Consider the following 25,281-nt stretch of genomic DNA (forward strand, 5'->3'; position numbering starts at 1 on the left):
CTGCCAGCTTCAAAGCGCTACTGCAAACTGCAACTGCATACCGACTTACTCTCTCCTCGGCGCTATCCAAAAATTGTTGAAGCCGAGCCCTACCTGTATATCTATCAGTTCCTGCTGCAGCATCTCCAGCACCGCCAAAAAATTGTAGACAAAATGTACTTTGTTCTCGCTTTTATCAGCAATGCTCTTAAAGTCCAGCCGCTTATTTATTTGCAGCAGGTTGTTTATTGCCTGCTTTTGCTGCTCAATGGTGTATGGGTATTGTACAACGGTATGGGTTACCGGTTCGGTGCGGGTCATAAATTGCCGCATCACTCTGTTGTAAACCGTCATGAGTTTATACAGGTTAATATCCGACAGCTCTTCGCCGGGTACGGCTACTTTCTCTACCTGTTCCAGGTCCGTCCTGATGTTACCCCTGCGTTCCTGCTTAAAGCGTTCATCTTCAAACGGGCGCAGTTGCTCGCACACTTCCTTAAACTTTTTGTATTCTATCAGCTTACGAATTAGGCCTTCCTTTGTGTCCAGCTCGTTTTCTTCACCCGCTTCGCTGTGCCGCGGCAGCAGCATTTTCGCTTTTATCCGCATGAGCGTGGCCGCAACAAAAATAAACTCGCTGGCCAGTTCCATGTTCAGCACCGTCATCTGATGGATGTAGTTCAGGAAATCATCAGTTATCTTAGCGATGGGGATGTCATGCACGTCCAGTTCGTCGCGTTCTATAAAGAACAGCAGCAGGTCGAAGGGGCCTTCAAACTGCGGCAACTTTATGGCAAAACTGTCATCCGTCATGCTTCAAAAATACGTTTAAAGGCCGTAAGTTCCCCGTTTGCGTCACAAAACAATTAACACATTATAAACTTATCAATATAATACCTTACTTTGTATTAATATCTCTCAATTTGATTTGTCCATGCAGGTACCCGCCGGTGAATTGTTAAGTAAGATCGCTTTTCCTTCTGATCTGAAACAGCTTACAGAAGATGAACTAGAACAGGTTTGTAACGAACTTCGCCAGTACATTATTGATGTAGTGTCGGTGAACGGGGGGCACTTTGCCGCAAGTTTGGGTACGGTGGAACTTACAGTAGCACTTCAGTACGTATTGAATACGCCATACGATCAGTTGGTATGGGACGTTGGCCACCAGGCTTATGGGCACAAAATACTTACCGGACGAAGAGATACATTTCATACCAACCGTATACATGGCGGCATAAGCGGCTTCCCAAAGCGCTCAGAAAGTGTTTATGACACCTTTGGGGTAGGGCATTCATCAACCTCTATTTCAGCTGCCTTAGGAATGGCTGTTGCATCGCAATATAAAGGCGAGACCGACCGCCAGCACGTGGCTGTAATTGGCGATGGCGCCATGACAGCGGGTATGGCCTTTGAGGCTTTAAACCATGCTGGTATAGAGAACAGCAATCTGCTGGTGATACTTAACGACAATAACATGTCGATAGATCCAAACGTGGGCGCGCTAAAGGAATACCTTACGGACATTACCACCTCTAAGCCATATAACCGGTTTAGAGATGATATAGCCAACGTACTTACCAAAATATCGTCTATTGGTCCTGATGCGTTTAAGATAGCCAAGAAGCTCGAAAAGAGCATAAAGGGTACCTTGCTTAAACGGAGCAACTTTTTTGAGGCGCTTAAATTCCGCTACTTTGGACCGGTTGACGGGCATGATGTTAAGCACCTGGTGAAACTGCTGCAGGACCTGCGCAACATACCCGGGCCTAAACTGCTGCATTGCATTACGGTTAAAGGTAAGGGATACGCACTGGCCGAAAAGGACCAAACCAAGTGGCACGCACCAGGCTTGTTCGACAAGATTACCGGCGAGATTAAAAAAACAAAGTACGACAAACCACAGCCTCCTAAATACCAGGACGTTTTTGGCCATACAATAATAGAACTGGCCGAAGCCAACTCTAAAATAATGGGTATCACCCCGGCCATGCCGTCGGGATGTTCACTTAACCTAATGATGAAAGCTATGCCAAACCGGGCGTTTGACGTAGGTATAGCCGAACAGCACGCCGTTACCTTCTCTGCCGGCCTTGCTACACAAGGGCTTACGCCTTTTTGTAACATTTACAGCAGCTTTATGCAGCGCGCTTATGACCAAGTGATACATGACGTTGCTATACAAAAGCTTAACGTGGTATTTTGCCTTGACCGTGCCGGTATTGCCGGTGCTGACGGCCCAACGCACCATGGCGCGTACGATCTTGCTTATATGCGCAGCATCCCTAACATGACGGTTTCTGCACCGATGAACGAGGAAGAACTGCGTAACCTGATGTATACCGCCCAGTTAGACAATATGGGGCCCTTTAGCATCCGTTATCCGCGTGGCAACGGTGTTATGGTAGACTGGCAGCGTCCTTTCAAAGCTATACCTGTTGGTAAGGGCCGTAAGATATGCGACGGGGAGGATGTCGCTATCCTTTCTATTGGAACTATTGGTAATGAAGCGGTTAAAGCTACCGCTATGCTAAATGAGGAGGGCTACTATCCTGCCCATTACGATCTTCGCTTTGTTAAGCCGCTTGATGAAGCCTTATTACACGAGGTTTTCAGCAAATACGGTCACGTAATTACCGTTGAGGATGGCTGCCTGGAAGGTGGCATGGGCAGCGCAGTGCTGGAGTTTATGGCTGACAATAAATACCATGCTACAACTGTAGTGAGGTTAGGTATGCCAGACCAGGTGATAGAGCATGGTGAACAGCCGGAACTATGGGCCGATTGCGGTTACGACGCGGCATCTATTGCCGCCAAAGTGCGCGCGCTGGATATAAAACGCAACAAGCATACAATAGCATCTTAATTTATTCTCTTTGGCTTACGACAGCCATCACGACCGGAATGCCAGCGGTGCGGTGCCTCCCTGCTTTTTAAAGTAGTTGGAGAAATGTGCCACATCATCAAAGCCCAGCGTGTAAGCTATTTCTGCTACGCTCCAGTTGGTTTGCTTCAGCAGTATTTTTGCCTCCTGCATTATACGGTTGCTGATGATTTGGGTGGTGGTACTGCCCATAGCTTCTTTTAAAACCTTGTTCAGGTGATTAACATGTATGGCCAGTCTGTCTGCATAATCCTTTGGCGAACGAAGGCTAAGCCGTTGATGTGCCGACTCCAGCGGGAACTGCCTTTCTAATAGTTCTACAAACAGGGATGATATTCGTTGCGACGCATCCTGTGATGTACTCACAGCAGACATGGGCTGCAGCTTTTGGCCATAGTGGATCAGCTCAAGTACCAGGTTGCGTAGTAGATCGTACTTAAACTTATAATCGGCCTGCAGTTCTTTATGCATCTTGCGGAAGATGTATTCTATCTCTTTAACCTCCTCGTCAGATAGCTGGAACACAGGCAACTGCCCCGGTTGAAAAATTGGCAGATCGTCGAGCGAGGCACCTGACTTTCGTTCGGCCAGGAAATCGGGCGTGAAGATGCAGAACATGCCGGTTTGGTTACCATCAGCAGGTACCCAGTGGTAGGGGATCTTGGGTGTGGCAAACAGCAGGGCATTCTCTTCAATGTCTATTACCTTGTCGGCATACTCGGCCTTGCTTTTTCCACGTATCCAGCCTATCTTATAATAATCTCTCCGGGTGTAAGGCATCACGCGGCTGCCCGTCACTTTATTAAAAAGCTTCTCTGTCTCAAACACGTTAAAATGGCCTATTTCCTTACTAATGCCTTCGGGCAGTTGTGCCGAGCTTTCCCTGTAAAACTGGTCTATGCTGGTGTGGGGTGCCATTGGTGTTTTGTATAAATCAAAGTTATATAAATTAATGCTGATGAAAGGTTAAGCCCTTTAAACGGCAAATGCAGGCATGCTGTATACCTGCATTTGCTGTGGAGTACTGTTTTACAACTGCATACCACCTGATGCTTCAATGCGTTGAGCATTTACCCAGCGAGCATCTTCGGTACACAAGAAAGCTACAACGCCACCAATATCTTCGGCAACACCCGGCCGTCCTAAAGCCGTAACGCTGCTGATGTATTGCTTAAGCTGCTCGTTGCCGCGCAGGTGGCCGCCGCCAAAGTCGGTCATTACCGCGCCTGGTGCTACCGCGTTAGCTCTTATACCACGTGTCCCAAGCTCTTTGGCGAGGTAACGAGTAAACACTTCTACAGCGCCTTTCATGCTGGCATAGGCTGACGATCCTGGTGCGCTTACCCTGGTAAGTCCACTGGAGATATTTATGATACCACCACCATCGTTAATAACTGGTAAAAGCTTTTGTGTAAGGAAGTAAACGCCTTTGTAGTGCACGTTCAACACATCGTCAAAAGCTTCTTCAGTCATCTCTGCTATAGGTACATATAAAGCTGTACCGGCATTGTTTATTAAAAAGTCGATACGGTTGGTATTGAAAGTATTTTGCAATACCTGCTGAAGCTCTTCTGTAAAGGTGGCAAAGCTTTTTATATCGCCTGCGTTAAGCTGAAGCGTTGCTGCTTTGCGGCCGGTTGCTTCTATTTGCGCTACTACGGCCAGCGCATCTTGCTGCTGGCTGTTGTAGGTTAATACCACATCAAGTCCTTTTTCGGCCAAACGTAAGGCCATGTCTTTGCCCAACCCGCGGCTGCCGCCGGTTACCAGGGCTATCTTAGTTTTTTGCTCCATTTTGCATTTAAGTTGTGTTATGCAAATATGGGGCTAAAGTAAAGGCAGATGTTTGGAGCATTCAATCCATTATTTGTAAAAATCAAATAATGTTAGAATCAGAATTTTCAAAATTAAAGAATTTTCAGAATACGCCTACCTGTTCAGCAGTTCGCTTAACTTATCAGTAAGTGCGGTGTCTTTTAAATTCTTTGCAATTATTTTTCCATTCGGATCAATAAGGAAATTAGCGGGGATGTAAGTAACGCCATAGCTATCATGTACTTTCTTCGAGGCATCTAAAAGTTGGGGCCAGGGTAAGCCGTCTTCGCCTATTGCCTTAAGCCAAGCCTTACGGGCGCGGGAATCATCTATGGATAAACTTAATACCGTAAAGTTTTTGTTTTTAAAACGTTCGAATGCCGCCTTTACATTCGGGTTTTCCTGCCTGCATGGCAGGCACCATGATGCCCAAAAATCAATCAGTACATATTTACCCCGGTAATCCTGCAAACTGGTTAGCTGCCCTTTCGCATCGGGAAGTAAAAAGCCGGGTGCCGTTGTACCTAAAGCTGCCCGTTTTGCCGATGCCAGCTTTAGAGCAAAGCTTTTTGCTTCGGAGCTGTTTTTTAACCCCGGCGCTAAGGTGTTAAATGCACTGTCTATGCTGTTGGCATCCCATTGGTTCAGCATGTCGCGTAAGGCCGCAAAGCTGATGTATGAATTAGGGTGCCGCGCAACAAACGCCATTTTGAGCGGAACCATTTGCGCCAGTACTGCATGATACTGTTTTCGCTGCTGAGCTATATTGTCCACGTTTTTCTGTTGTTCGGGTGATAGCTTATCAAAGCTGTCGTTAACATTGCGTAACTCTTTATAGTAAGGCTTTAAAATGGCTGTCAACTCCGTATAATCGTTGTTAATCGTAGTCCCTGTAACAAGAGCATATTTAAGCGAGTCTTTACTTGTAACATTTATTTGCCCGGGTTCAACATAAAGCGTGACGCTGTTATGTAAAATGTCAATGTCTGAAAAAGGATTTTCACGGGCAGACAGGGATCCTTTTGCTTGCTTGTTTATTTTGCCAGAGAAAGTAAATTTATGGTTTTTAGCTACCGTGGAATCCTTGTGTAATTCTCCGTTTAGGTGGTAAGAGAAATATATCTTATCTCCATCCCGCAGTTCATCAACCTGGCCGCTTACGCGATAGGTCTGCTGTGCGCGAACAATGACCGGAAAAGCAAATAGTAGGTATAAAATAATCTTCATGGCTTTGTTTTTGAAAGATAGAAATTAGGTTTGAATATTGTGAAGTGAGACAATCTTTTGTAATTAGCTATGCCTAATCTTGAAAACATAAATTTTCCTGCTAATGTCTTTGGGCAACTTGGCCCTGCCGACATCGCCAACCTCCTGCAGATAACCCGCACCCGTAAGCTGGCAGCGGGGGAGGTATATATTGATGCCGGGTCTGACTCGCAGAAGCTTGCCTTTATCAACAGCGGTCTCATACGTGTATATCATTTAAAGCCAAACGGCGATGACCTGACAGTGATGCTGAGGTGGGAGAACCAGTTCATCGCATCTGTAGACGGGGTTATTTACCAACGCCCAAACCGGTTTATTTACCAGGCGATGGAAGACACCGAGTTGCTGGAAATGGATTATTACAAGGCCGAGAAGATAATAGGAGAGAGTTTATCGTTGTCTTCCACCAAGCATTCCGTTCTGCTGCACATGCTGGGCGAAGCCATGGATCGCGTGGAGAGCTTTGTGCTGCTCACTGCCGAAGAAAGATATCTTAAATTAATTGAAGAGCAGCCATCATTATACAACCGTGTGCCTGATAAATACCTGGCAACGTTGCTGGGCATTACACCGGTTTCGCTTAGCCGTATCCGTAAACGCATAGCTCAACACCAGAAATAGCTTATTATCTTTTGTTAATTTTTATAAGATAATGCCGCGGTAAATTTGTGATATTCATACTGATTAACACAAATGGAACAAGTAGCAAAATTTTTCATAGTGGCTTTAACCGCATCGGTGTTGCGGTACTTTGTTATTGCAGGGTTAGCGTTTTTCCTGTTCTATAGGCTTTTCAGTAAGCGCCTTTCTTCATACAAGATCCAGAAGAAAGAGGCGGCCAAAGCCGATTTTATACGGGATATATTGCACTCGCTGCAAACCACACTGGTGTTTGCTGCTATTGCCTGCGTAGTATTTTTAACTCCCGTAAGGCAAGTAACACAAATACCGTCTGCAGGCACCACTTTGCCTTTATGGTGGGTGCTATTGAGCGTGCCATTGAGCCTGCTGGTGCATGACGCTTATTTTTACTGGATGCACAGGCTGCTGCATCACCCGGCATTGTTCAGGCATACACACCTGCTGCATCATAAAGCTACCAACCCGTCGCCATGGAGCTCCTATTCCTTCCATTTTCTGGAAGCTGTTGCCGAAGGGCTGGTTTTATTGGTGGTGGTAGCAGTTATGCCGATGAATGCTGTTTCTATCAGCCTATTTATCCTGTCAGGTTTTGTAATAAATGTTTACGGGCATTTAGGTTATGAGATAGCGCCGTTATGGCTCAGGAAAACATGGTTGTTCGAGGTGGTTAATACTTCGGTTCACCACAATTTTCATCATAGTAAGTTTAAAGGGAACTATGGCTTGTATTTGCGTTTTTGGGACCGCGCAATGGGCACCGAACACCCGGATTATGTAAAAGAATACGATCGAATACAGGCTCAGCGAATGGCTGTTAAGCAGAACGCAGGAGAGGCGGCAAATCAATCTGCCGGCATGATGGCTGAAGCTTAATTGAATCGGAATCTAAACAAAGAAAGGCGATGAGGTTAACTCATCGCCTTTCTTTGTTTAATAAGCAGTGCTTAGTTCCTTGGTGTTGCCGGTGGCGGAGTTACTGCCGGCGGCGGAGTAGGCAATGCCTTACGCGGTATCATGGCTGCACGTTCGCTGGTGTTGTATACAAATGATGCAACAATAGTAGCAGCTTGTTTCAGATCGTCTTCGCTCAGGCGGTCATAGGTGTCCTGGTTGCTGTGGTGGGTACGGGTGTTATAGTCCATGCCGTCCTGTATGAACTGGAAGCCCGGTAGGCCAACAGCGTCAAAGCTTTGGTGGTCGGTGCCGCCTGTGTTGCTAACAGTAACGGTAGTTGCACCAAGGTCTTTGAAAGGTGCCAGCCATGCTTTAAATATAGGTCCGGCAGCCGAGTCGCCCTGCAGGTATATGCCGCGGATCTTGCCTGTACCATTATCCAGGTTGTAGTATGCATCAAGTTTAGACTGCTCTGGTTTAAGCTTCATAGTACGCGGATCGCCAAAGTGCTGTGCCACGTAACCACGTGAACCAAACAAACCTTGTTCTTCACTGCTCCAAAGTGCAATACGGATGGTGCGTTTTGGTTTGTAACCGATAGCTTTCAGGATGCGCATTGCTTCCATCATTACGGCGCTGCCCGCGGCGTTATCTGTAGCGCCTGTAGCGCCATGCCATGAATCAAGGTGGCCACCTATCATGATCACCTGTTCTTTTAATTTCTTATCTGTACCAGGTATTTCGGCAACTACGTTGTAGCCTTGCAGGTCCTTGTTAAAAAATTCTGTTTTAATCTCAGCTTCCATCTCTACCTTTTGGCCGGCTTTTACCAGGCGCAGGATGCGCAGGTAATCTTCGCCGCTGGTTTCCAGTTCCGGTGCTACGGCTTTAGCGGTATCTGCGTAAGAGGCACCGTTAGTAGTAAAGGTGGTACCGTCTGTACCGCGGCCCTGGCTTAGTATCAAGCCAACCCTCTCGTCCAATAAGAACTTGTTAATGGCAGTACGCATAGCCAGCATACGGCGGCGTGCTGCAAAAGCAGGGCTGTTGGCATCAAACTGGCGGCGCGGACCGGCAGGCTGCATAGTAGCAGCGGCCATTTTATCCAACTGCTCATCAGTATAGCGGGAAAGGTCGGGATTGGTGCTGCGGGTAAGTTTTTGCTGCGCATCAAATATCACAATTTTACCGGCCAGCTTGCCTTTGTATTTGTCAAGATCAGTAGTGGTATCCGCTTTCACCAAAACCACTTCACCTTTTACGATGCCGTTGGTGCTTGGTGTCCACGCTTTAGGGATAGCTATAATGGCGTGGTAGTAAGGCACGGTAATAGCTGCATAGTTCTTTTGTACTTCCCAGCCTTTACCAAATTTACCCCATGGTTCTAGTTTAGCATTTGTCATACCCCAGCTTTTCAGTTGGTTAACAGCCCAGTCTTGCGCGCGTTTCAAGCCCGGCGAACCAGACAAACGTGGCCCGGCAACATCAGTAAGATAAAATGCTGTCTCCATTACTTTGGAGTGGTTAAGGCCTTCCTCCCGTATTTTGGCTACGGCGGCCTGGTCTACAGTTTCCTGCGCAAAGGCAGAACCGGTAATGCCTGCGAGTGCAACGCAGGTGTAAAGTAGTTTTAATTTCATATCGATCAGTTAGTTAAGCAATGAGCAAACTTATCTAATTTCGAGAGGAAACTTTAGCGGACGAGTTAACAAAGTTGTTACAAGATGAAATAATGGAAGTATATTTAGGTGGATGCTTATGTATCAGCTAACAGCTTATTACTGTGATTAAAACTGACATTTGGGACAAAAGAGTTCAGGCTGTATTTCTTATTTTATGCGTGTTCTTATACTTAATAGTTAGCAATCCGAGAAGATTTTATGCCTCTGCTTTTCAGTCAGATGCTGAGTTAAATAAAGTAATCTTACAGCAGCTGAAAATGGAGGGGCAGGTTGCAGAAAAGTTTCTCGATAAACGGAATCACCTATATAAAGTCATTATTCTTCGGGAGAAAGGAGAATTGGTCGAATACAGTTGCGAAGATCCTGTACCCGCTGAACTATGGGACAAACTAGCAGTGGGTATCTATATTAAAAAGCAAGAAAATAGCTTTGTATTTTACTTGAGCAGTAAAGATTGCAAAGATACGGTGAGAGCAACGTTTGATGGTGTCAAGGATTAATAGAATAACTACGCGATCATGCTTATCGGTCCAGCTTCTTTCCTCTGGAAGGACGGTACAAACTAACTCTTTAATGTTAAAAACGTTACGCAGCAAGTGCAGCAATCGCAACTGCGCACATGCATCATTTAATTGATCAGCAGCTTGTAACCTTTTCCATGCACATTAATAATCTCAACCGAAGGGTCATCTTTCAAGTACTTGCGTATTTTGCTCAGGAAGACATCCATACTGCGGCCGTTAAAGTAATTGTCGTCATGCCAGATGTTCAGGAGGGCTTCTTCGCGGGTAAGCACCTCGTTTTTACGGAGGCACAATAACCTTAACAGTTGTGCTTCTTTGGTAGATAGCTTTTGATTCACATCTGACCGGGTGATAAGTTGAGTGGTGTAATCAAACCTGTAGCTGCCCAGCGTAAATTGGGTGGGGCTATCGTCGGTGTGCTTATCGGCTTTGTCGGCACGTTTAAGCAAAGCGTTTATGCGTAGCAAAAGTTCTTCTATACGGAAAGGCTTGGTGATGTAGTCGTCGCCGCCCAAATTAAATGCCTGGGTTTTATCTTCAATCATTGCTTTTGCAGTAGCGAAAATGATTGGCACGCCCGGATTTATTTTACGGATTTCTTTACCTAACGTAAAGCCATCTTTTTTTGGCATCATTACATCCAGAATAATCAGGTCGTACTCCTGCTTTGTAAAGGCCCGTAATCCTTCCTCACCGTCTTTGCAAAGTTCAACGTCAAATTTTCCTTTCAGTTGCAGGTAGTCCTGCAGCAGCAGGCCAAGGTTGGGGTCATCTTCAACTAATAATATCTTCTTCATGATGTGACGGTTTCAGGAATGTCAAATGATATCCCCAGGTTTATTTCCTCCTGTTGTTAGTATGACGACAGGATACTAAGATTGTTACGTTGAAAACAGCTCACCTTTGTAATTAAGCCAGGGGAAACCTCAGTTCAAATTCAGAGCCTTTATCTTTCTCGCTCTTTACGCTGATAGTTCCATCCAGCCTCTTCACAATGGTATTAACATAGCTCAACCCCAGTCCAAAGCCTTTAACATCGTGTAGGTTGCCGGTGGGTATGCGGTAAAACTGCTCAAATATTTTGCTTTGCTGATCCCGGCTCATGCCTATACCCTTATCGGCTACCTTTATGCATAGTTCACCGTTCTTATTAGAGGTAGTAACCGCAATTTCAGGGGCGTCTTTACTGTACTTAACGGCATTATCTACCAGGTTGTATATTACGTTGCTAAAATGCAGCTCATCGGCAAGTATAGTCGCGTTTTCTGAGTTGAGGTGCATATTAACCACAGCGTTGCATTTTTGAAGTTTAAGAGCCATGCTGTCTAATACCACGCTGATCATATCGTTTGCATCAATCGGCTTCTTGTCAAGCTTAAAGTCGTTCTTTTCTATGCGAGCGATGTTCAGCACGCGTTCTATGTGGCTTCCGAGTCGCACGTTTTCTTCATAAATAACATTGGCGAGGCGTGCCACACGTGTTTTATCTTCTGCTATTTCATCATCCTTTAGCGCCTCGCTGGCAATCATGATGGTTGACACCGGCGTTTTAAACTCGTGGGTCATGTTGTTGATGAAATCTATCTTCATCTCGGAGATTTTCTTCTGCCTTAAAATGGAGAATATAGTATACCCGAAGCAAAAAATAATTACCAGTAGAAGGCCGCCGGTTGTGCCCATAGTGGCGGTCATGTTGCCAAGTATAAAGGAATTCTTTTCCGGGAAGTAGAGCTTTATTTTCCCGGGATCGTTAACAACTTCGTTGCTGAAAATGGCCTTCTGGTATGTATTGGCGTCAACAAACTCGGGCTTTTTGCCCTGTGTATCCATAGCGCTCGAAAAAATAAGCGAATCGCTGTTGGCTGTTGACACCTCGTAACTAAAAGGCAGGAATATGCCGCGGTTGTGCAGTTCAAACCTCAGCAATGAGTCTATCCAAAAACCGTTGAGCCGCTTTTCCAGCGGTTCGCTTGATTTCCGGTATTCTTCGGCCAGGTTAGCTATCACGTTGGCGCGGGCCTTACTCTTGGGAGCATTTTCAATAGAATCTGCCTCCAGCATTTTTTTTACCTGCTTAAACTGTTTCTCTTTTTGCAAGCGCTGTTGCTCGCGTACCCACAAAGGGTTAAGTGTGGCTGCGGTTACTACCTGCGGGCCAAACTGCGGATCGATGTAGGTGCCGCGTAACGTATCATATTTATAAATGTGCCGTTTTACTGTTTTTGGCCCTTTAACAATCTCAGGGATCATTCTGGCCTGCACATTCCCAAACTCATCTGTTATTTCCTCAATGCGTATTCGCAGGTTAAGTGTGCCTTGCTGCATTAATGCGGCAACCTCTTCTTCCTGCTTTTTGTGCATGATCATCCGCTTAAGGCTGTCGCGGAGCACTGCCAGCTTACGTTCCCGTTTAGATCGTAGCTTTTTTAGTTTTATAGAGTCGTTAGCATCAACAGAGTTGCCGTTAATGCTGATCCTGGTTATAGATACCGAGTTTGGGGCGAACGGCCTTACTTTGGTTTTGGCGTTTAAAAAGGTAATAGCATCCTGCTTGGCAACTTTGGTAACTACGCTGCTGAGTGCGTCGTTTACCGACCGGTTAAATTCTTCCGACTGCATTTGGTAGGACTGGCGGAGGAAATAAAATTGCATGGCAACCACGCCCAGCAAAGCAAGACTCATTAAACCAATTATCAGCGCGATACTCTTTTTCTTCATTCGTGAAACAAAATTATTTTAAATACCCTTCCGAATTTTGCATTTAACAAATTTTAACAAAAATCAGCTTAACGTTTAACATATTGAGCTGTAGTTGTTTTATAACTTTGGATAGTTAAACTTTAATCATATGAAAAAGCTTTGCAAATCACGTTTCGAGATCATCTTCTCGCTTAGTCTTGTTGCCATACTTGGCTTACCACCAATAGTACTTGCACAGGACACAAAAAGTATAGAGATACATATAAATAACGGGGACACCACCATTAACGGGCGCGACATTAAAAAGCTTACGCCACAGGAGCGAAAAGATGCGCTTGGTGAAATAGACAAGATTGGCAATATTACTTTTAAGCATTCTGATAAGGATGGTAAAAGAGACATTGTTATCCGCCGCAATAGCATTATTCGCCGCAACGGCAACGTTGATGACAAAACCCCACATATGTTTGGCAACGGAGATAACGCCACCAGTCCATACACGATGGAGTTCTACAGAAATGGCGACACTGCCCGTAAAGCATTTCGTTTTAAGCTGCGTAAGTTAAGAGATGCAGACAGCACTTTCTCTTTCAGAATGGATGATAATACCGGCAACATAAGTATTGATGGAGACGGACCTTTACGAATGGATGGTCCATTACGTTTTGACGGAGGCGAACCAATGCGTTTGCGTTTACGCCGGCCGCGTGCACCACGTGAAATGACTTTGGGATTCGACGGAAGGAACTCGCAAACATTTAATTACTCAAGCATCGACAATAATGGTATTAGCAATGAAGTAAGTTTTCGCGTTGTCGACGCGCCGGTGGAAACTGTTAAGCGAATTGCCGGAAACGGAAAAGCAACACTGCACCTAAACGATCTGAACTTGTCGCCTGAGTTTTCTACAGGTAAAACGCTTATCAGCTTCAGTTTAGCAGCTAAAAGCGCAGCTACCGTGAAAGTTAATGATGGTGATGATAACACATTACTGAGCGATAAAGCAGTTGGTGGCAGCTTTATGAAGAAAGTTAGCATGCCGCATAATGGTATTTACTTCCTGGTGGTGAAGCAAGGAGGTGTAGTTGCCGTTAAGCGAATAGTAAAAGAATAGTGTGAATCTCCCGCTGCCAAGGTGGCGGGAGGTTGTTTAAACTGCTTCGGCTACTTTACCTTTTTCTTTTATGGCAAGTTGGCCACAAGCAGCATCAATATCTTTACCCCGGCTGCGGCGCAGGTTGGTATTTATGCCCTGGCTGCGCAGGTAATCTGCAAACTTTTCAACCTTGTCTTCCCCTGCGTTAATGTAGCTGGCAAAGGCAATAGGATTGTATTCGATGATATTAACTTTGCACGGCAGGTGCTTGCAAAAACGGGCAAGTTCAATAGCATCCTGTATCCCGTCGTTCACCCCGTCGAATATAATATATTCATACGTTACCGGGTTTTTAGTTTTAGCAAAGTAGTACTTTAACGCATCTGCAAGGGCTTTAAGCGAGTTTTGCTCGTTAATAGGCATTATGGTGTTGCGCTTTTCGTCGTTAGCCGCATGTAACGATAATGCCAGGTTAAACTTCACTTGATCATCGCCAAGCTTACGTATCATTTTGGCAATTCCGGCGGTGGACACGGTAATACGTTTAGCGGCCATGTTAAGCCCTTCAGGGGAGGTAATCTTCTCGATGGACTTGAGCACGTTTGCGTAGTTAAGCAATGGTTCGCCCATGCCCATGTATACGATATTGGAGAGTGGTATATCGTAATTTTCCCGGGCTTGCTTATCAATAAGTACCACCTGGTCGTAAATTTCGTCAGGGTTAAGGTTTCGTTTGCGCTCCATGTAGCCGGTAGCACAAAACTTACATGTAAGACTGCATCCAACCTGCGACGAAACGCACGCTGTCATCCTTTCGCTTGTGGGAATTAAAACACCCTCAATAAGGTGATTGTCATGTAATATAAAAGAATTTTTTATAGTTTTATCAGCACTAACCTGAGAAGTGTTTATTTTAACACCATTTATTATAAACTCTTCGTTAAGTTTGTTGCGAAGTTCTTTTGAAATGTTGCTCATGTCATCGAAAGACAAACAAGATTTTTTCCATAGCCATTCGTAAACTTGTTTAGCTCTGAACGCCTTTTCATCCATACGGATAAAGTGCTGCTGCAGAGCCTCAAGAGATAAGCTGCGGATATCTATTTTATCTTTTTTTGCATTCACAGTACAAAAGTACCTAATTTTAAATTTTTCCGATGCTTTTTTAAAGTCATTCTTTTGTAGCATTAAAAACAATAACTATAAGTTAATTGTAATGTTAACGCAGACTGGGTTTAATTATAGATGATGCCAAGTTTATCTTAATGAAGACATTTGTAGCCGATTACGTTTATCCAGTTTGTGCCGATCCTATTAAAAATGGAATAGTAGTAGTAGATGATGGAGGAAAAATACTCTCCGTTTCTGATCCCCAATCATCCGACCCTCCCCCAGCAGACGCTCAGCACCTTAGGGGTGTTATTGTACCAGGGTTTATAAATACACATTGCCATACAGAACTCTCTCACCTTAAAGATAAAGTTAAGCCCGGAGGTGGGCTTATAAGTTTTATACAAGACGTACAAAACTTTCGCAATTCAGAGAAAGAGGCTGTAATAGCTGCAGCTGAAAAAGCTGATCAGGAAATGATTGCTAATGGTATTGTTGCCTGTGCAGATACCTCAAACAGTAATATATCTCTTGGTATAAAGCAAAACAGCAAATTACATTATCATACTTTTGTTGAGATATTTGGCTTTTTGCCGGAGAATGCTGATGGCCTTTTTGAGAAAGCGCTGGCACTTGCAGAGGAATTTAAACCGCAATCGGTTTCTATCACCGCGCATGCGCCTTACTCTGTTTCCAAAGAGCTTTTTAAGCTGATTAAGAAATACAGCGACAGCGGCGAAAACCTGCTAAGCATACATAATCAGGAGTGCGAGGACGAGAACAAGTTTTATCGTTACAAACTTGGCGGCTTTATAGATATGTACAAGCACTTTGGCATTAATATAGACTACTTCAGGCCACAGGCACGCAACTCCTTGCAATCTATAATCCCTTTGCTTACCAACAGGCAAAAGATATTGCTGGTACACAACACCTGCACCAACCTTAAAGATATCTACTTTATTAAGCGGTTTGACCGTAAAATAAATTGGTGCTTTTGCCCCAATGCCAATATGTACATAGAAAAGCGTTTGCCAAAGATAGATTTGTTTGTAAACCAGGGCCTAAATATTACCCTGGGTACCGATAGCCTGGCATCTAACGCTAAGTTGTGTATACTAAGTGAAATGCGCACTTTGCAGGAAAACATTCCTTCTCTAAGCTTTGATACCCTCTTACAATGGGGAACACGTAATGGTGCGGAGTTTATGGGGATAGATGACCGGTTTGGCACTATACAGGAGGGTAAATCACCAGGGTTAAACCTGCTTACCGGCCTGGAAGGTGGTAAAATTACTGCCGCTACCAGTGTAAGTAAACTGATATAACCAGCACGGTTAGCACTTCCTGCACCCAAAGTTTAACAACAATAATAATTTGCATGTGTTATACACGCGGCAAATAAAACGCGTTGTTTATTTTGCGGTTAGTAAAAACGATGTTTTATGAAACACCTGGATATTATTGTTAAAGGGAAAGTGCAAGGCGTATTCTACCGTAAGGCCACCAAAGCCGTTGCAGACCAACTTGGTGTACGCGGTTTTGTTAAGAACGAAGACAACGGCGATGTTTCAATCGCGGCTGAAGCTGACAATGCTACCATGGACATGTTTTTAGACTGGTGCCACGAAGGGCCCGAAGAAGCTAATGTAACATCGGTAGAGACGCATGAGGGTGAATTAAAAAACTATCGTAATTTTGAGGTAGTTAAAAAGAGTTTGTAATTTATAATCTCACCTTAATTGTCAACCGCTAAAAAGTTTGCCGGCCAAACGGCTATCTACGGGTTAAGTACTATCGCCGGCCGTGTTCTAAGTTTCTTTCTTACCCCGCTTTATACGCGTACTTACTCTGCTAAAGTTTACGGGATATTTGGTAACCTGTACAGTTATGCTTCTATGCTTAATGCCTTGCTGGCATTTGGCATGGAAACTACCTTTTTCAGATATCTGAATAAAAGACCGGACGATAAGCAGGTGGTATACAACAATACGTTTGGTGTTATCCTTGCTGTGTCGGCAATGTTCCTGCTCTGTACGTTTCCTTTTGCACGTGGTATAGCTGGTTTTATACGGGTTGATTCTTCAACACCGATTGATGACTATGTGCTTTTTATTAAATTCTTTATCGGCACCCTTGTAGTCGATGCGCTTTGCGTTATACCTTTTGCGAAGTTGCGGGCTGATGGCCGGCCGGGGCGCTATAGCTTGCTTAAGTTGATTAACATTATTGTGTTTGTTGGGCTAAACCTTTTTTTTATCTGGGGCGTTCCGTTCATCATCAAGCATGATTTGCCAGGCGCCGCCTGGTTTGCCAGCTGGTTTAGGCCACAATGGGTGGGTTATGTTTTCATGTCCAACACGTTGGCAAGCGCAGCAACAGCAGTTATGCTGTTACCGGAATTTTTAAAACTTCGACCGCGGGTTAGTCGTTCACTATTTTTAGAAATGTTGAAGTATAGCTGGCCGGTGTTAATTGCCAACTTGTCTTACCTGGTTAACGAAAACTTAGACAAAATCCTTTTAGGCAGGTTGTTGCCGGTTGATGATAGCGCAACACAAGTTGGTATCTATACAGCCTGTTCCAAAATTTCCATCTTCCTAAGCATATTCGTAAACGCATTCAGATTAGGCGCTGAGCCTTTTTTCTTCAGTCACGCCAAAAACAAAAATGCCACCCAAACTTATGCACGTATAATGCACTACTTTGTTATAGCGGTATGCATGATTTTTGTTGCGTTGGTTGCTAACATAGAACTGCTTAAGTACTTTATAAAAGGCCGTGACGCCAAACAGACAGAGCTATTTTGGTCAGGCATCAGTGTGATACCGGTGTTGCTTTTTGGTTATGTAAGTCTTGGCGTTTACATGAACCTGTCGGTATGGTATAAACTTACAGATCAAACCAAATACGGTTTGTATATCTCAGGCATCGGTGCAATAGTAACTATTATACTTAACGTTATTTTCATTCCTTATTATGGCTATATAGCCTCTGCATGGATATCTCTGACCGCTTACGCAACCATGATGGTATTATCGTACGTGTGGGGGCAAAAGAACTATCCTATTCCATATAATGTTAAAACACTTTTGACTTATATCGGAATCTCCCTTTTACTCGTTTATTTATCATTCACGGTGTTTCATAGCAACATATTTATCAGCAATGGTTTGTTAATTGCTTTCGCACTTGGCACACTTTACACCGAACGCACAGGAATAAAAGCCATCTTAAGTAAATGAAGTCAGCTGCATTATTGGTTGTACTGGGTGTTTGTACCGCAAGCATTGTGAACGGGCAGGGCCGTGATAAGCTATCAACGGCTAAACCCATGTCCTACGCTGATAGTGTTAAGGTTAAATACTTGTTTTTTGAGGCTATTCGCCAGAAGTCCGTTGAAAACCGGAAGGATGCAGCCGATATATTTACGCAGGTTCTGGCTATAGACCCGGCAAATGATGCCTCAATGTACGAGCTGGCCAACCTGGAGAAAACGCAGAATAATTACCCCGCCGCTGCTCCTTTGTTGGAAAAAGCGGTAGCAATAAAACCCAACAACGAGTGGTACTGGCTGGCCCTTGCCGACAGCTACGAGAAAAGCAACGACTTGCCCAGGTTGCAAAATGTATTTGATCAGCTGATACGCATTAACCCGGATAAAGCCGATTACTACTTTGATAAAGCCAACGCTTTTTACCTGCAGCGTAATTATGACGAGGCGCTTAAGTTGTACGATAAGGTAGAGCAGATCACCGGCCCCTCTGACGATCTACAGAATGGCAGGCAGAAGATTTACCTGAAACAAGGCAATATTGAGAAAGCTGCCAGCGAACTTGAGAAATTAGTGACAGCTAACCCCACAGAGATAAAGTATTACCTGATGCTTGCGGAGCTATACAATTCTAACGGGCTTAATGATAAAGCACTCGCCGCGTTGGAAAAGGCAAAAAAGACAGGCATCTCGGGCGGTTTGCTGCACATGGCCATGGCAGATGTATACCGCGATCAGAAAAAGTACCAGGAAAGCTTTAATGAACTGAAGCTAGGGTTTGCTGATCCTAACATTGATGTTGAGCAAAAAGTTAAGATTATTCTTAATTACGTACCGCAGTTTGCAGATCCCGTTGCGAAATCAAGCGCGCTTACGCTGGCCAAAATAACTGCAGAAACCCATCCGACGAGTGATAAGGCTTTTGCCATTTACGGCGACATGCTGGTGCAGAATGAAAAGTATCGTGAAGCAAGGCCTGTATATAAGAAAGCTCAACAGCTAAATCCGCAATCGTATGCCGTGCAGGAACAGCTGGTTAGAATGGAAATGGCGGAGAGTGACTTTGACGCTGCGATAAAAGACGGAGAAGAAGCCCTAAGTTATTTCCCAAATCAGGCCTGGATGAACTACCTGGTAGGGGTGGCGTGGCAACAAAAAGGCAACAATAACAAGGCACTTGGTTATCTGAAAAATGCAGCTTCCTTAGAAGCGCAGGATAAAGAACTCCTCTCGCAATGTTACTCGGCCCTGGGCGATTGTTATCATTCCTTAAAAGACAACAAGAACTCTGACGAGTCATACGAAAAATCGTTAACCTACAATCCGGATAACGCATTCACTATGAACAATTATGCCTACTATTTGTCGTTAAGGAACGAACAGCTTGATAAAGCTGCGCAGTTATCTAAACGCAGCACCGAATTGCAGCCAAATACTGCTTCGTTCGAAGACACTTACGCCTGGATACTTTTTAAGCAAAAAAGGTATGCAGACGCTAAGGTTTGGATAGAAAAATCGTTGCAGCACGATAATAATAGCGCCACAAAGACGGAGCATTACGGGGATATTTTGTTCTTTACAGGCGACAAGGCGGCTGCGGTTGAAAGTTGGACCAAGGCAAAAGTGCAAGGTGGTACATCACCTTTGCTAGATAAAAAGATAAATGAAAAGAAGTATTCTGAATAAGATATTCATAGCAGTTGTACTAATAACGGCAATAAGCTGTAAATCAAAGAAGCTGGTAGTAGTAAACCGGCCTGCCAAGGATAGTACAGTCGTAAAAATAAACGATGTGGCCGAAAAACTTGCCGCCATTCGCGCACGGCAGGTTACTTTCAATACTTTCAGCGGCAAGGCTAAAACCAAGCTTGACATCAACGGGAAAGACAACGATGTTACATTGAATATACGCGTTAACCGCGACCAGAAGATTTGGATATCTATAACCGCCATTGCTGGTATCGAAGTGGCCCGGGCGCTTATAACGCCAGACAGTATCCAGATCATTAACAGGTTACAGAGTGTCTATTTGAAAAAGCCGTTTAGCTATGTACACAGGTATGCCAGTAAGCAAATAAACTACCGCACCCTTCAATCCCTACTGGTAGGCAATGCTATTCCTGAATTGCTGGCTGATGATGTAAGGGTTACACCTGAAGGTACAAACACTGCAATATCCGGCAATTTACAGGGGCTTATATTTAAGTTGCTTTTAGGTGCCGACCTCAAGGTAACACAAACAAACCTGAGTAATCAGCAAGCTGGCCAAAGCTTGCAGGTAACCAACCGGGTGTTCATCCAGGCAGATAGCCGTATAATTCCATCTCAGGTAGATATTTTGTCTGCAGCGCCAGGCAATAAAATAGTGGTAAACCTCCGTTATACACAAGCGGAGTTTGATCGTCCGCTGGAGTACCCTTTCAGTATTCCAAAAAGTTACGAACCTGCTAATTAAAATTATATTTTTGATGGATGAAAGTCTTTAGAGCGCTCCTGATTATTGTTGGTGTATTTATAGCATCCGGCGCATTTGCACAAAGCAGTGCCGAGCTGAAACGCAGGCGCGATAAACTTACCCAGGAACTTGAGCAGCTTAACAGTGAGTATCAGCAAACAGCAAGCAATAAGAAGGTCTCTATAAAACAGCTTAATATACTAAAGGCGCAGATCAATCTTAGGGAAGAAAAGATACTCAACATCAACTCCGAGGTACGAAATCTTGATAACCAAATCTCCAAAAGCAATAATACCGTACATACATTACAATCGCAGTTAGATCAGCTTAAAAAGGATTATGCAGGTATGGTGCTCTTTGCTTACCGCAACCAAAGCGCTTACAACAAGCTAATGTTCGTTTTTGCTGCAAAAGACTTTAACCAGGCCTATCGGAGGTTAAAATATCTTCAGCAGTTTGGCACTTACCGCGAGCGCCAGGCAGGTTATATACAAGGAACTCAAAAGGAGCTTCATGTAAAAATAAACGAGCTGGATAAAGATAAAAGGGAGAAAAGTAATCTGCTGACAGAGCAGGAGAAAGAAAAGCAAACGTTGGGTAAGCAAAAGAACGACCAGGTGCGGGTTATATCAGACCTGAGCAAGCACCAGGGCGAGCTTAAGCAGCAACAACGCGACATACAAAAAAAGATAGCTAAGACGACAAGAGAGATTGCTTCTGCCATTCGTAAAGAGATTGAAGAAGCAAGGCGGGAAGAGGAAGAACGGGCCAGGGCAGCCGCAAGGGCAGCTGCAGCAAAAGCTAAAGCGGAAAACAGGGAAGCACCTGCAGCTCCTAAGAAAACTGCTGCTAAAACAACCAGCGAGATATTGAACGCTACGCCTGAAGCTGCTAAGCTATCTAACGACTTTTTGGGTAACCGTGGAAGATTACCATGGCCGGTTACAAACGGACAACTGATACATGGGTTTGGCACGTATACGGATAGTGAAGGTATTCGTAACGACAATAACGGCTATGAGATACGGACTGCCAATGGCGCTCCGGTAAGGGCTGTTTTCGATGGAGAAGTGTCGAGGGTGGTAGATGTTTACGGAACTTACACTGTTATTATAAAACATGGCGAGTACTTCACAGCATACTCTAACCTGCGTTCGCTAACAGTGTCAAAAGGTCAAAAGATCAGTACTAAACAAACCATTGGTACTGTTTATACCGACCCATTGAGTGGTGATGCCACTGTTATATTTTCGCTGTATAAAGGAACTACGGCTGTAAACCCTAAGTTGTGGCTTGCAGACAATTAGATAAACTTTATAGCGTTGTAATTATGTATATTTGTAACCTTAATTGTGAGATAAGATGTTAAGCTCGGTTTTTTTGTTTCTTAATATTGGTTCCGGAGAAATGGTCCTAATCGTTTTTGCAGCGCTTATGCTGTTCGGCGGTGAGAAATTGCCGGAACTTGCGCGTGGATTGGGTAAAGGTATTCGGGACTTTAAAGATGCCTCTGATGATGTAAAGCGTGAAATCAATAATCAGATAAACAACTACGAGCCAAAGAAAACGGAGGTAAAGCAACTTGCACAGGAAGAAGAAAAACCTGAAGAAGAGCAACACGTATACCCTCCGATAGAAGGAACAATGCCTATGGCTGAATACACAGCCACTGATGTTATTGACGAAACGGAGCTGCACAACCCCGAAGCGCCTGAAACTTACAACGACGATACTGAATTAAAGCACCCTGTTACGGGTTCGGCAAATAAAAGCTCTATTATAGACCTTACTAAAACTACAGATATTGACACTGCCAGTACTAAGGTTGAGGAAGAATACAAGCAATCATAAGGCATTTAACATACATTAAACATTAAAAATCATGGGTGGATTAGGCGCACCAGAAATCATTCTGATCATCATCGCGATATTATTATTATTTGGCGGTAAAAAAATTCCTGAACTTATGCGCGGATTAGGTAAGGGCGTAAAGGAATTTAAAGACGCGCAAAATGGCGATAACGCCGCAGCTTCTGAAGAAAAACCAAAGCTGTAATTAGCTATTTGATTATACAGCCCATAGCGGCGAGAGATAACTTACAAAACTTATCTGTTGAAATATTTATGCTTCGACAGATAAGTTTTTTATTTTAGGCCCCATGGCTAAAATTTATTCCTCTTATGCAGAGCTACAGAGAGGCTTGCAAAGCGGTGAGCTTAATGCAGTTGGACTTGTACAAGATTATCTGCAGCAAATAAAAGCATACGCACACTTAAACGTTTTTAACGAAGTGTTTGAGCAAGATGCTCTTGCTTCGGCAAAGGAAGTTGACGTACGCATTAAGGCCGGTAATGCTGGCCGTTTGGCGGGAATGGTCATTGCCATAAAAGATAACATCTGCTATAAAGATCATAAGGTAAGCGCATCATCCCGCATCCTTGAAGATTTTACTTCTATTTATTCCGCCACCATTGTAGAGCGGCTGTTGGCCCAGGATGCTATAATTATTGGACGTTGTAATTGCGATGAATTTGCAATGGGTGCTGCAAACGAAAACTCTTTTTTTGGCCCCGTAAAAAACTTCGCTGACGAGACAAGGGTTTCTGGCGGATCTTCTGGTGGGTCTGCTGTAGCTGTACAGGCAAATATGTGCCATGCCGCCATTGGTACAGATACAGGTGGTTCTGTACGTCAACCGGCGTCGTTCTGCGGTGTAGTTGGTTTTAAACCAAGTTATGGGCGCATATCGCGTTATGGTATTATATCATATGCTTCTTCATTTGATCAGGTTGGTACACTGACTAGGTCGGTAGAAGATGCAGCTCTACTGTTTGAGATACTTGCCGGTACCGACGAATACGATAGCACGCTGTCTCAAAAACCTGTTCCCCCATTAGCAAACTTTAAAAGTGACACAGGCAAAAAGAAAATAGCTTATTTGCAGGAAGCTATAACAAGCCCGGGTGTAGATGAGGAGGTAAAAAACAAACTCAGCAGCTATATAGATAAACTGAAAGCTGATGGTCATGTAGTTGAGCCAATATCATTTGAGTATCTGGACTACCTGGTGCCGTCGTATTACATATTAGCTATGGCCGAAGCTTCGTCAAACCTGGCCCGGTACGATGGTGTGCACTACGGCTACCGGAGCCCAAATGCAACTGACCTTACATCTACTTACAAGCTATCGCGCTCGGAAGGGTTTGGTAAAGAAGTTAAGCGCCGTATAATGCTTGGTACATTTGTGCTGAGCGCGGGGTATTATGATGCATATTATGCCAAGGCGCAAAAGGTACGAAAGCTTATCCGGGACAAAACAAATGAGATTTTAAAAGAGTACGACTTTATACTTACGCCTACGGCTCCCGAGCCTGCTTTCGAGATAGGCAAAAAAGAAAAAGATCCTGTAGTAACCTATCTTTACGACATCTTTACTGTACAGGCGTCACTGGCTGGATTGCCGGCCATTTCTCTTCCTGTCGGCAATAACACCAAAGGTTTGCCGTTAGGATTGCAGTTGCTAGCCGGAGGATTTAAAGAAGAAGATTTGTTAAACTTCTCCGAATATTTCCTTGGGCTATAAAAAGTTAATATATTAGTATGTAAATTTTCGCGGAGCTTAACCGTCTTCGCAAGCCAAATATGAGGAGATTCCTAATTCTTTTCATCTGTATGGTGGTGTTGCAGTCGCTCAAGGCTCAGCCCTTCCAGGCAGATACATCTGCATTGCTGCCTGTTAAAGAGGTAGCGGTTTCAAAATATCAAAATGTAATTTTTAAACGTCGTTTGGATTCTATCCAGAAGGATGTTCCGTTGAATTACAACGAAGTGGTGCAAGGGTACATTGATATTTACGCCAATCGTCGCGATGAGATGGGGCGGATACTTGGTTTGTCACAATACTATTTCCCAATTTACGAAAAAGCTTTCCGTGATGCTGGTGTACCGGATGAAATTAAGTATCTTTCAATTGTTGAATCCGCTTTACAGCCGAATGCTAACTCACGCGTAGGCGCCGGCGGGCTGTGGCAATTTATGTCTGAAACAGCCAAAATATATCATCTTTCAATAAACGATTACGTGGACGAGCGCCGCGACCCGGTACTTGCCAGCCAGGCCGCTGCTGCGTATCTTAAAGATGCGTATCAACAATTTGGTGACTGGCTGCTGTCTATAGCATCTTACAACTGCGGAAAAAGCAATGTGGAGAATGCCCTTGCACGTACCGGCGCTAACGATTACTGGTCTATCCGCCAGCTGTTACCTGCAGAAACAAGAGGTTACGTACCAGCGTACATTGCGGTAACTTATGTTATGAACTATTATAAACGGCATGGCATATATCCGCAGGTATCGGACATTCCGTTGCAGAATGATACGGTAATGGTAAACCGAATTGTACCAATGAGCCGTATTGCCGCAGCAGTAGGGATGGATCTTAAAGAAGTAGCGGTACTTAACCCAAGCTATCGCATGATGATTGTAAACGGCACGCCTTCGTCTCCACGCCGGATACTGGTACCAAAGTCACGTCGGGACAGGCATGCTATCTTAACACAGGCCATAGATAACCCTAACTACGTTATTCCTCCTTATCGCCCGGTGTATGCACCGGTAGCGCAAACAAGGGCGTTAGTGCCGGCAGCCGCTTCCTCAACTGCCAGTCCGCAAAGCGCGGTAGTGACTGTAGCAGGCAATGTGCCCGCTCATCATACTACAGTAAAGGGTGAAACTTTAGAAGAAATAGCTGCCAAATACGGACTTAAAGTAGACGACCTTTTGCAATGGAATAAGCAGCTTGGCAATAGCAAAACCGTCCGCCTTATGGGCGGCTTAACCGTAAATCTGAACAGGGGTTAGATGATACAACTTATTGGCCTGGTGTTGTTTATTCGACACCGGGTTTTTTATTAGCAGCTTTCAAAAAAAGTAATTGTAATTTTGGGGGCTGGAACTTTA

23 protein-coding genes are annotated in these 25,281 nt (G+C 44.3%); 15 read left to right on the forward strand and 8 right to left on the reverse strand.

Going from position 1 to position 25,281, the window contains the following annotated elements; all coding sequences use genetic code 11:
• Window positions 1-45: 45 nt before the first annotated feature.
• Window positions 46-792, reverse strand: a complete 747-nt coding sequence (locus AC59GT_RS01035) for a segregation and condensation protein A (RefSeq protein ID WP_497235910.1) — start codon at window positions 790-792, stop codon at window positions 46-48.
• Between the two features lie 121 nt (window positions 793-913).
• On the opposite strand from AC59GT_RS01035, the gene dxs reads away from it, so the two are divergent.
• Window positions 914-2,845 (forward strand): 1-deoxy-D-xylulose-5-phosphate synthase, encoded by a 1,932-nt coding sequence (dxs, locus tag AC59GT_RS01040; RefSeq protein ID WP_497235911.1) that lies wholly within the window; start codon window positions 914-916, stop codon window positions 2,843-2,845.
• A 27-nt stretch (window positions 2,846-2,872) separates the two neighbouring features.
• Here dxs and AC59GT_RS01045 read toward each other — a convergent pair whose 3' ends face one another.
• The 3 genes from AC59GT_RS01045 to AC59GT_RS01055 form a co-directional block, all read right to left on the reverse strand.
• Window positions 2,873-3,781, reverse strand: a complete 909-nt coding sequence (locus AC59GT_RS01045; protein WP_497235912.1) for a helix-turn-helix domain-containing protein — start codon at window positions 3,779-3,781, stop codon at window positions 2,873-2,875.
• Between the two features lie 111 nt (window positions 3,782-3,892).
• On the reverse strand, window positions 3,893-4,657 hold the full coding sequence (locus tag AC59GT_RS01050; protein WP_497235913.1) for an SDR family NAD(P)-dependent oxidoreductase: 765 nt from the start codon (window positions 4,655-4,657) through the stop codon (window positions 3,893-3,895).
• Window positions 4,658-4,792: 135 nt separating this feature from the next.
• Complete coding sequence (locus AC59GT_RS01055; RefSeq protein ID WP_497235914.1) at window positions 4,793-5,905, reverse strand: redoxin domain-containing protein; 1,113 nt, start codon at window positions 5,903-5,905, stop codon at window positions 4,793-4,795.
• 69 nt (window positions 5,906-5,974) lie between these two features.
• Between AC59GT_RS01055 and AC59GT_RS01060 the strand changes: the two genes are divergently transcribed.
• Together AC59GT_RS01060 and AC59GT_RS01065 are read left to right on the forward strand one after the other, a co-directional pair.
• Window positions 5,975-6,565, forward strand: coding sequence for a Crp/Fnr family transcriptional regulator (locus AC59GT_RS01060; protein WP_497235915.1), 591 nt, complete (start codon window positions 5,975-5,977; stop codon window positions 6,563-6,565).
• A gap of 72 nt (window positions 6,566-6,637) precedes the next feature.
• The gene (locus AC59GT_RS01065; protein ID WP_497235916.1) at window positions 6,638-7,459 is read left to right on the forward strand and encodes a sterol desaturase family protein; all 822 of its coding nucleotides are present in this window, start codon (window positions 6,638-6,640) and stop codon (window positions 7,457-7,459) included.
• Window positions 7,460-7,530: 71 nt separating this feature from the next.
• Here the strand turns inward: AC59GT_RS01065 and AC59GT_RS01070 are convergent, their stop codons facing one another.
• On the reverse strand, window positions 7,531-9,120 hold the full coding sequence (locus AC59GT_RS01070) for a M28 family metallopeptidase (protein ID WP_497235917.1): 1,590 nt from the start codon (window positions 9,118-9,120) through the stop codon (window positions 7,531-7,533).
• Between the two features lie 143 nt (window positions 9,121-9,263).
• On the opposite strand from AC59GT_RS01070, the gene AC59GT_RS01075 reads away from it, so the two are divergent.
• The gene (locus AC59GT_RS01075) at window positions 9,264-9,662 is read left to right on the forward strand and encodes a hypothetical protein (RefSeq protein ID WP_497235918.1); all 399 of its coding nucleotides are present in this window, start codon (window positions 9,264-9,266) and stop codon (window positions 9,660-9,662) included.
• A gap of 128 nt (window positions 9,663-9,790) precedes the next feature.
• Here AC59GT_RS01075 and AC59GT_RS01080 read toward each other — a convergent pair whose 3' ends face one another.
• Window positions 9,791-10,483: a response regulator transcription factor gene (locus AC59GT_RS01080; protein WP_497235919.1), complete on the reverse strand. Its 693-nt coding sequence runs from the start codon at window positions 10,481-10,483 to the stop codon at window positions 9,791-9,793.
• A gap of 112 nt (window positions 10,484-10,595) precedes the next feature.
• Window positions 10,596-12,404: a sensor histidine kinase gene (locus AC59GT_RS01085; protein ID WP_497235920.1), complete on the reverse strand. Its 1,809-nt coding sequence runs from the start codon at window positions 12,402-12,404 to the stop codon at window positions 10,596-10,598.
• 130 nt (window positions 12,405-12,534) lie between these two features.
• On the opposite strand from AC59GT_RS01085, the gene AC59GT_RS01090 reads away from it, so the two are divergent.
• On the forward strand, window positions 12,535-13,500 hold the full coding sequence (locus tag AC59GT_RS01090; RefSeq protein ID WP_497235921.1) for a hypothetical protein: 966 nt from the start codon (window positions 12,535-12,537) through the stop codon (window positions 13,498-13,500).
• A 36-nt stretch (window positions 13,501-13,536) separates the two neighbouring features.
• Here the strand turns inward: AC59GT_RS01090 and rlmN are convergent, their stop codons facing one another.
• On the reverse strand, window positions 13,537-14,607 hold the full coding sequence (rlmN, locus tag AC59GT_RS01095) for a dual-specificity RNA methyltransferase RlmN (protein WP_497235922.1): 1,071 nt from the start codon (window positions 14,605-14,607) through the stop codon (window positions 13,537-13,539).
• Window positions 14,608-14,747: 140 nt separating this feature from the next.
• Here rlmN and AC59GT_RS01100 point away from each other — a divergent pair, with 140 nt between their 5' ends.
• From AC59GT_RS01100 to AC59GT_RS01145, 10 genes are all read left to right on the forward strand, one after another.
• A complete protein-coding gene (locus AC59GT_RS01100) occupies window positions 14,748-15,920 on the forward strand; it encodes an amidohydrolase family protein (protein ID WP_497235923.1) in 1,173 nt (390 codons plus the stop codon).
• 117 nt (window positions 15,921-16,037) lie between these two features.
• A complete protein-coding gene (locus AC59GT_RS01105) occupies window positions 16,038-16,316 on the forward strand; it encodes an acylphosphatase (RefSeq protein ID WP_497235924.1) in 279 nt (92 codons plus the stop codon).
• 18 nt (window positions 16,317-16,334) lie between these two features.
• Entirely contained in the window at window positions 16,335-17,837 is a 1,503-nt protein-coding gene (locus AC59GT_RS01110) for a lipopolysaccharide biosynthesis protein (RefSeq protein ID WP_497235925.1), read from the forward strand.
• Window positions 17,834-19,552, forward strand: a complete 1,719-nt coding sequence (locus tag AC59GT_RS01115) for a tetratricopeptide repeat protein (protein WP_497235926.1) — start codon at window positions 17,834-17,836, stop codon at window positions 19,550-19,552. The genes AC59GT_RS01110 and AC59GT_RS01115 overlap by 4 nt, the downstream gene beginning before the upstream one ends.
• Window positions 19,530-20,321 (forward strand): lipoprotein insertase outer membrane protein LolB1, encoded by a 792-nt coding sequence (gene lolB1 / locus AC59GT_RS01120; protein ID WP_497235927.1) that lies wholly within the window; start codon window positions 19,530-19,532, stop codon window positions 20,319-20,321. The genes AC59GT_RS01115 and lolB1 overlap by 23 nt, the downstream gene beginning before the upstream one ends.
• A gap of 17 nt (window positions 20,322-20,338) precedes the next feature.
• Window positions 20,339-21,628: a murein hydrolase activator EnvC family protein gene (locus AC59GT_RS01125; RefSeq protein ID WP_497235928.1), complete on the forward strand. Its 1,290-nt coding sequence runs from the start codon at window positions 20,339-20,341 to the stop codon at window positions 21,626-21,628.
• A 55-nt stretch (window positions 21,629-21,683) separates the two neighbouring features.
• A complete protein-coding gene (locus tag AC59GT_RS01130; protein WP_497235929.1) occupies window positions 21,684-22,172 on the forward strand; it encodes a Sec-independent protein translocase subunit TatA/TatB in 489 nt (162 codons plus the stop codon).
• A 31-nt stretch (window positions 22,173-22,203) separates the two neighbouring features.
• Window positions 22,204-22,377 carry a Sec-independent protein translocase subunit TatA/TatB gene (locus AC59GT_RS01135; RefSeq protein WP_117384894.1) on the forward strand — a complete coding sequence of 58 codons (174 nt, stop codon included), beginning with the start codon at window positions 22,204-22,206 and terminating at the stop codon, window positions 22,375-22,377.
• A gap of 103 nt (window positions 22,378-22,480) precedes the next feature.
• On the forward strand, window positions 22,481-23,905 hold the full coding sequence (gene gatA, locus AC59GT_RS01140; RefSeq protein ID WP_497235930.1) for an Asp-tRNA(Asn)/Glu-tRNA(Gln) amidotransferase subunit GatA: 1,425 nt from the start codon (window positions 22,481-22,483) through the stop codon (window positions 23,903-23,905).
• A gap of 59 nt (window positions 23,906-23,964) precedes the next feature.
• A complete protein-coding gene (locus AC59GT_RS01145) occupies window positions 23,965-25,182 on the forward strand; it encodes a lytic transglycosylase domain-containing protein (RefSeq protein ID WP_497235931.1) in 1,218 nt (405 codons plus the stop codon).
• The last annotated feature ends 99 nt before the right edge of the window (window positions 25,183-25,281 follow it).

The sequence above is a fragment of the Mucilaginibacter sp. 320_HR genome (genome assembly GCF_059691875.1).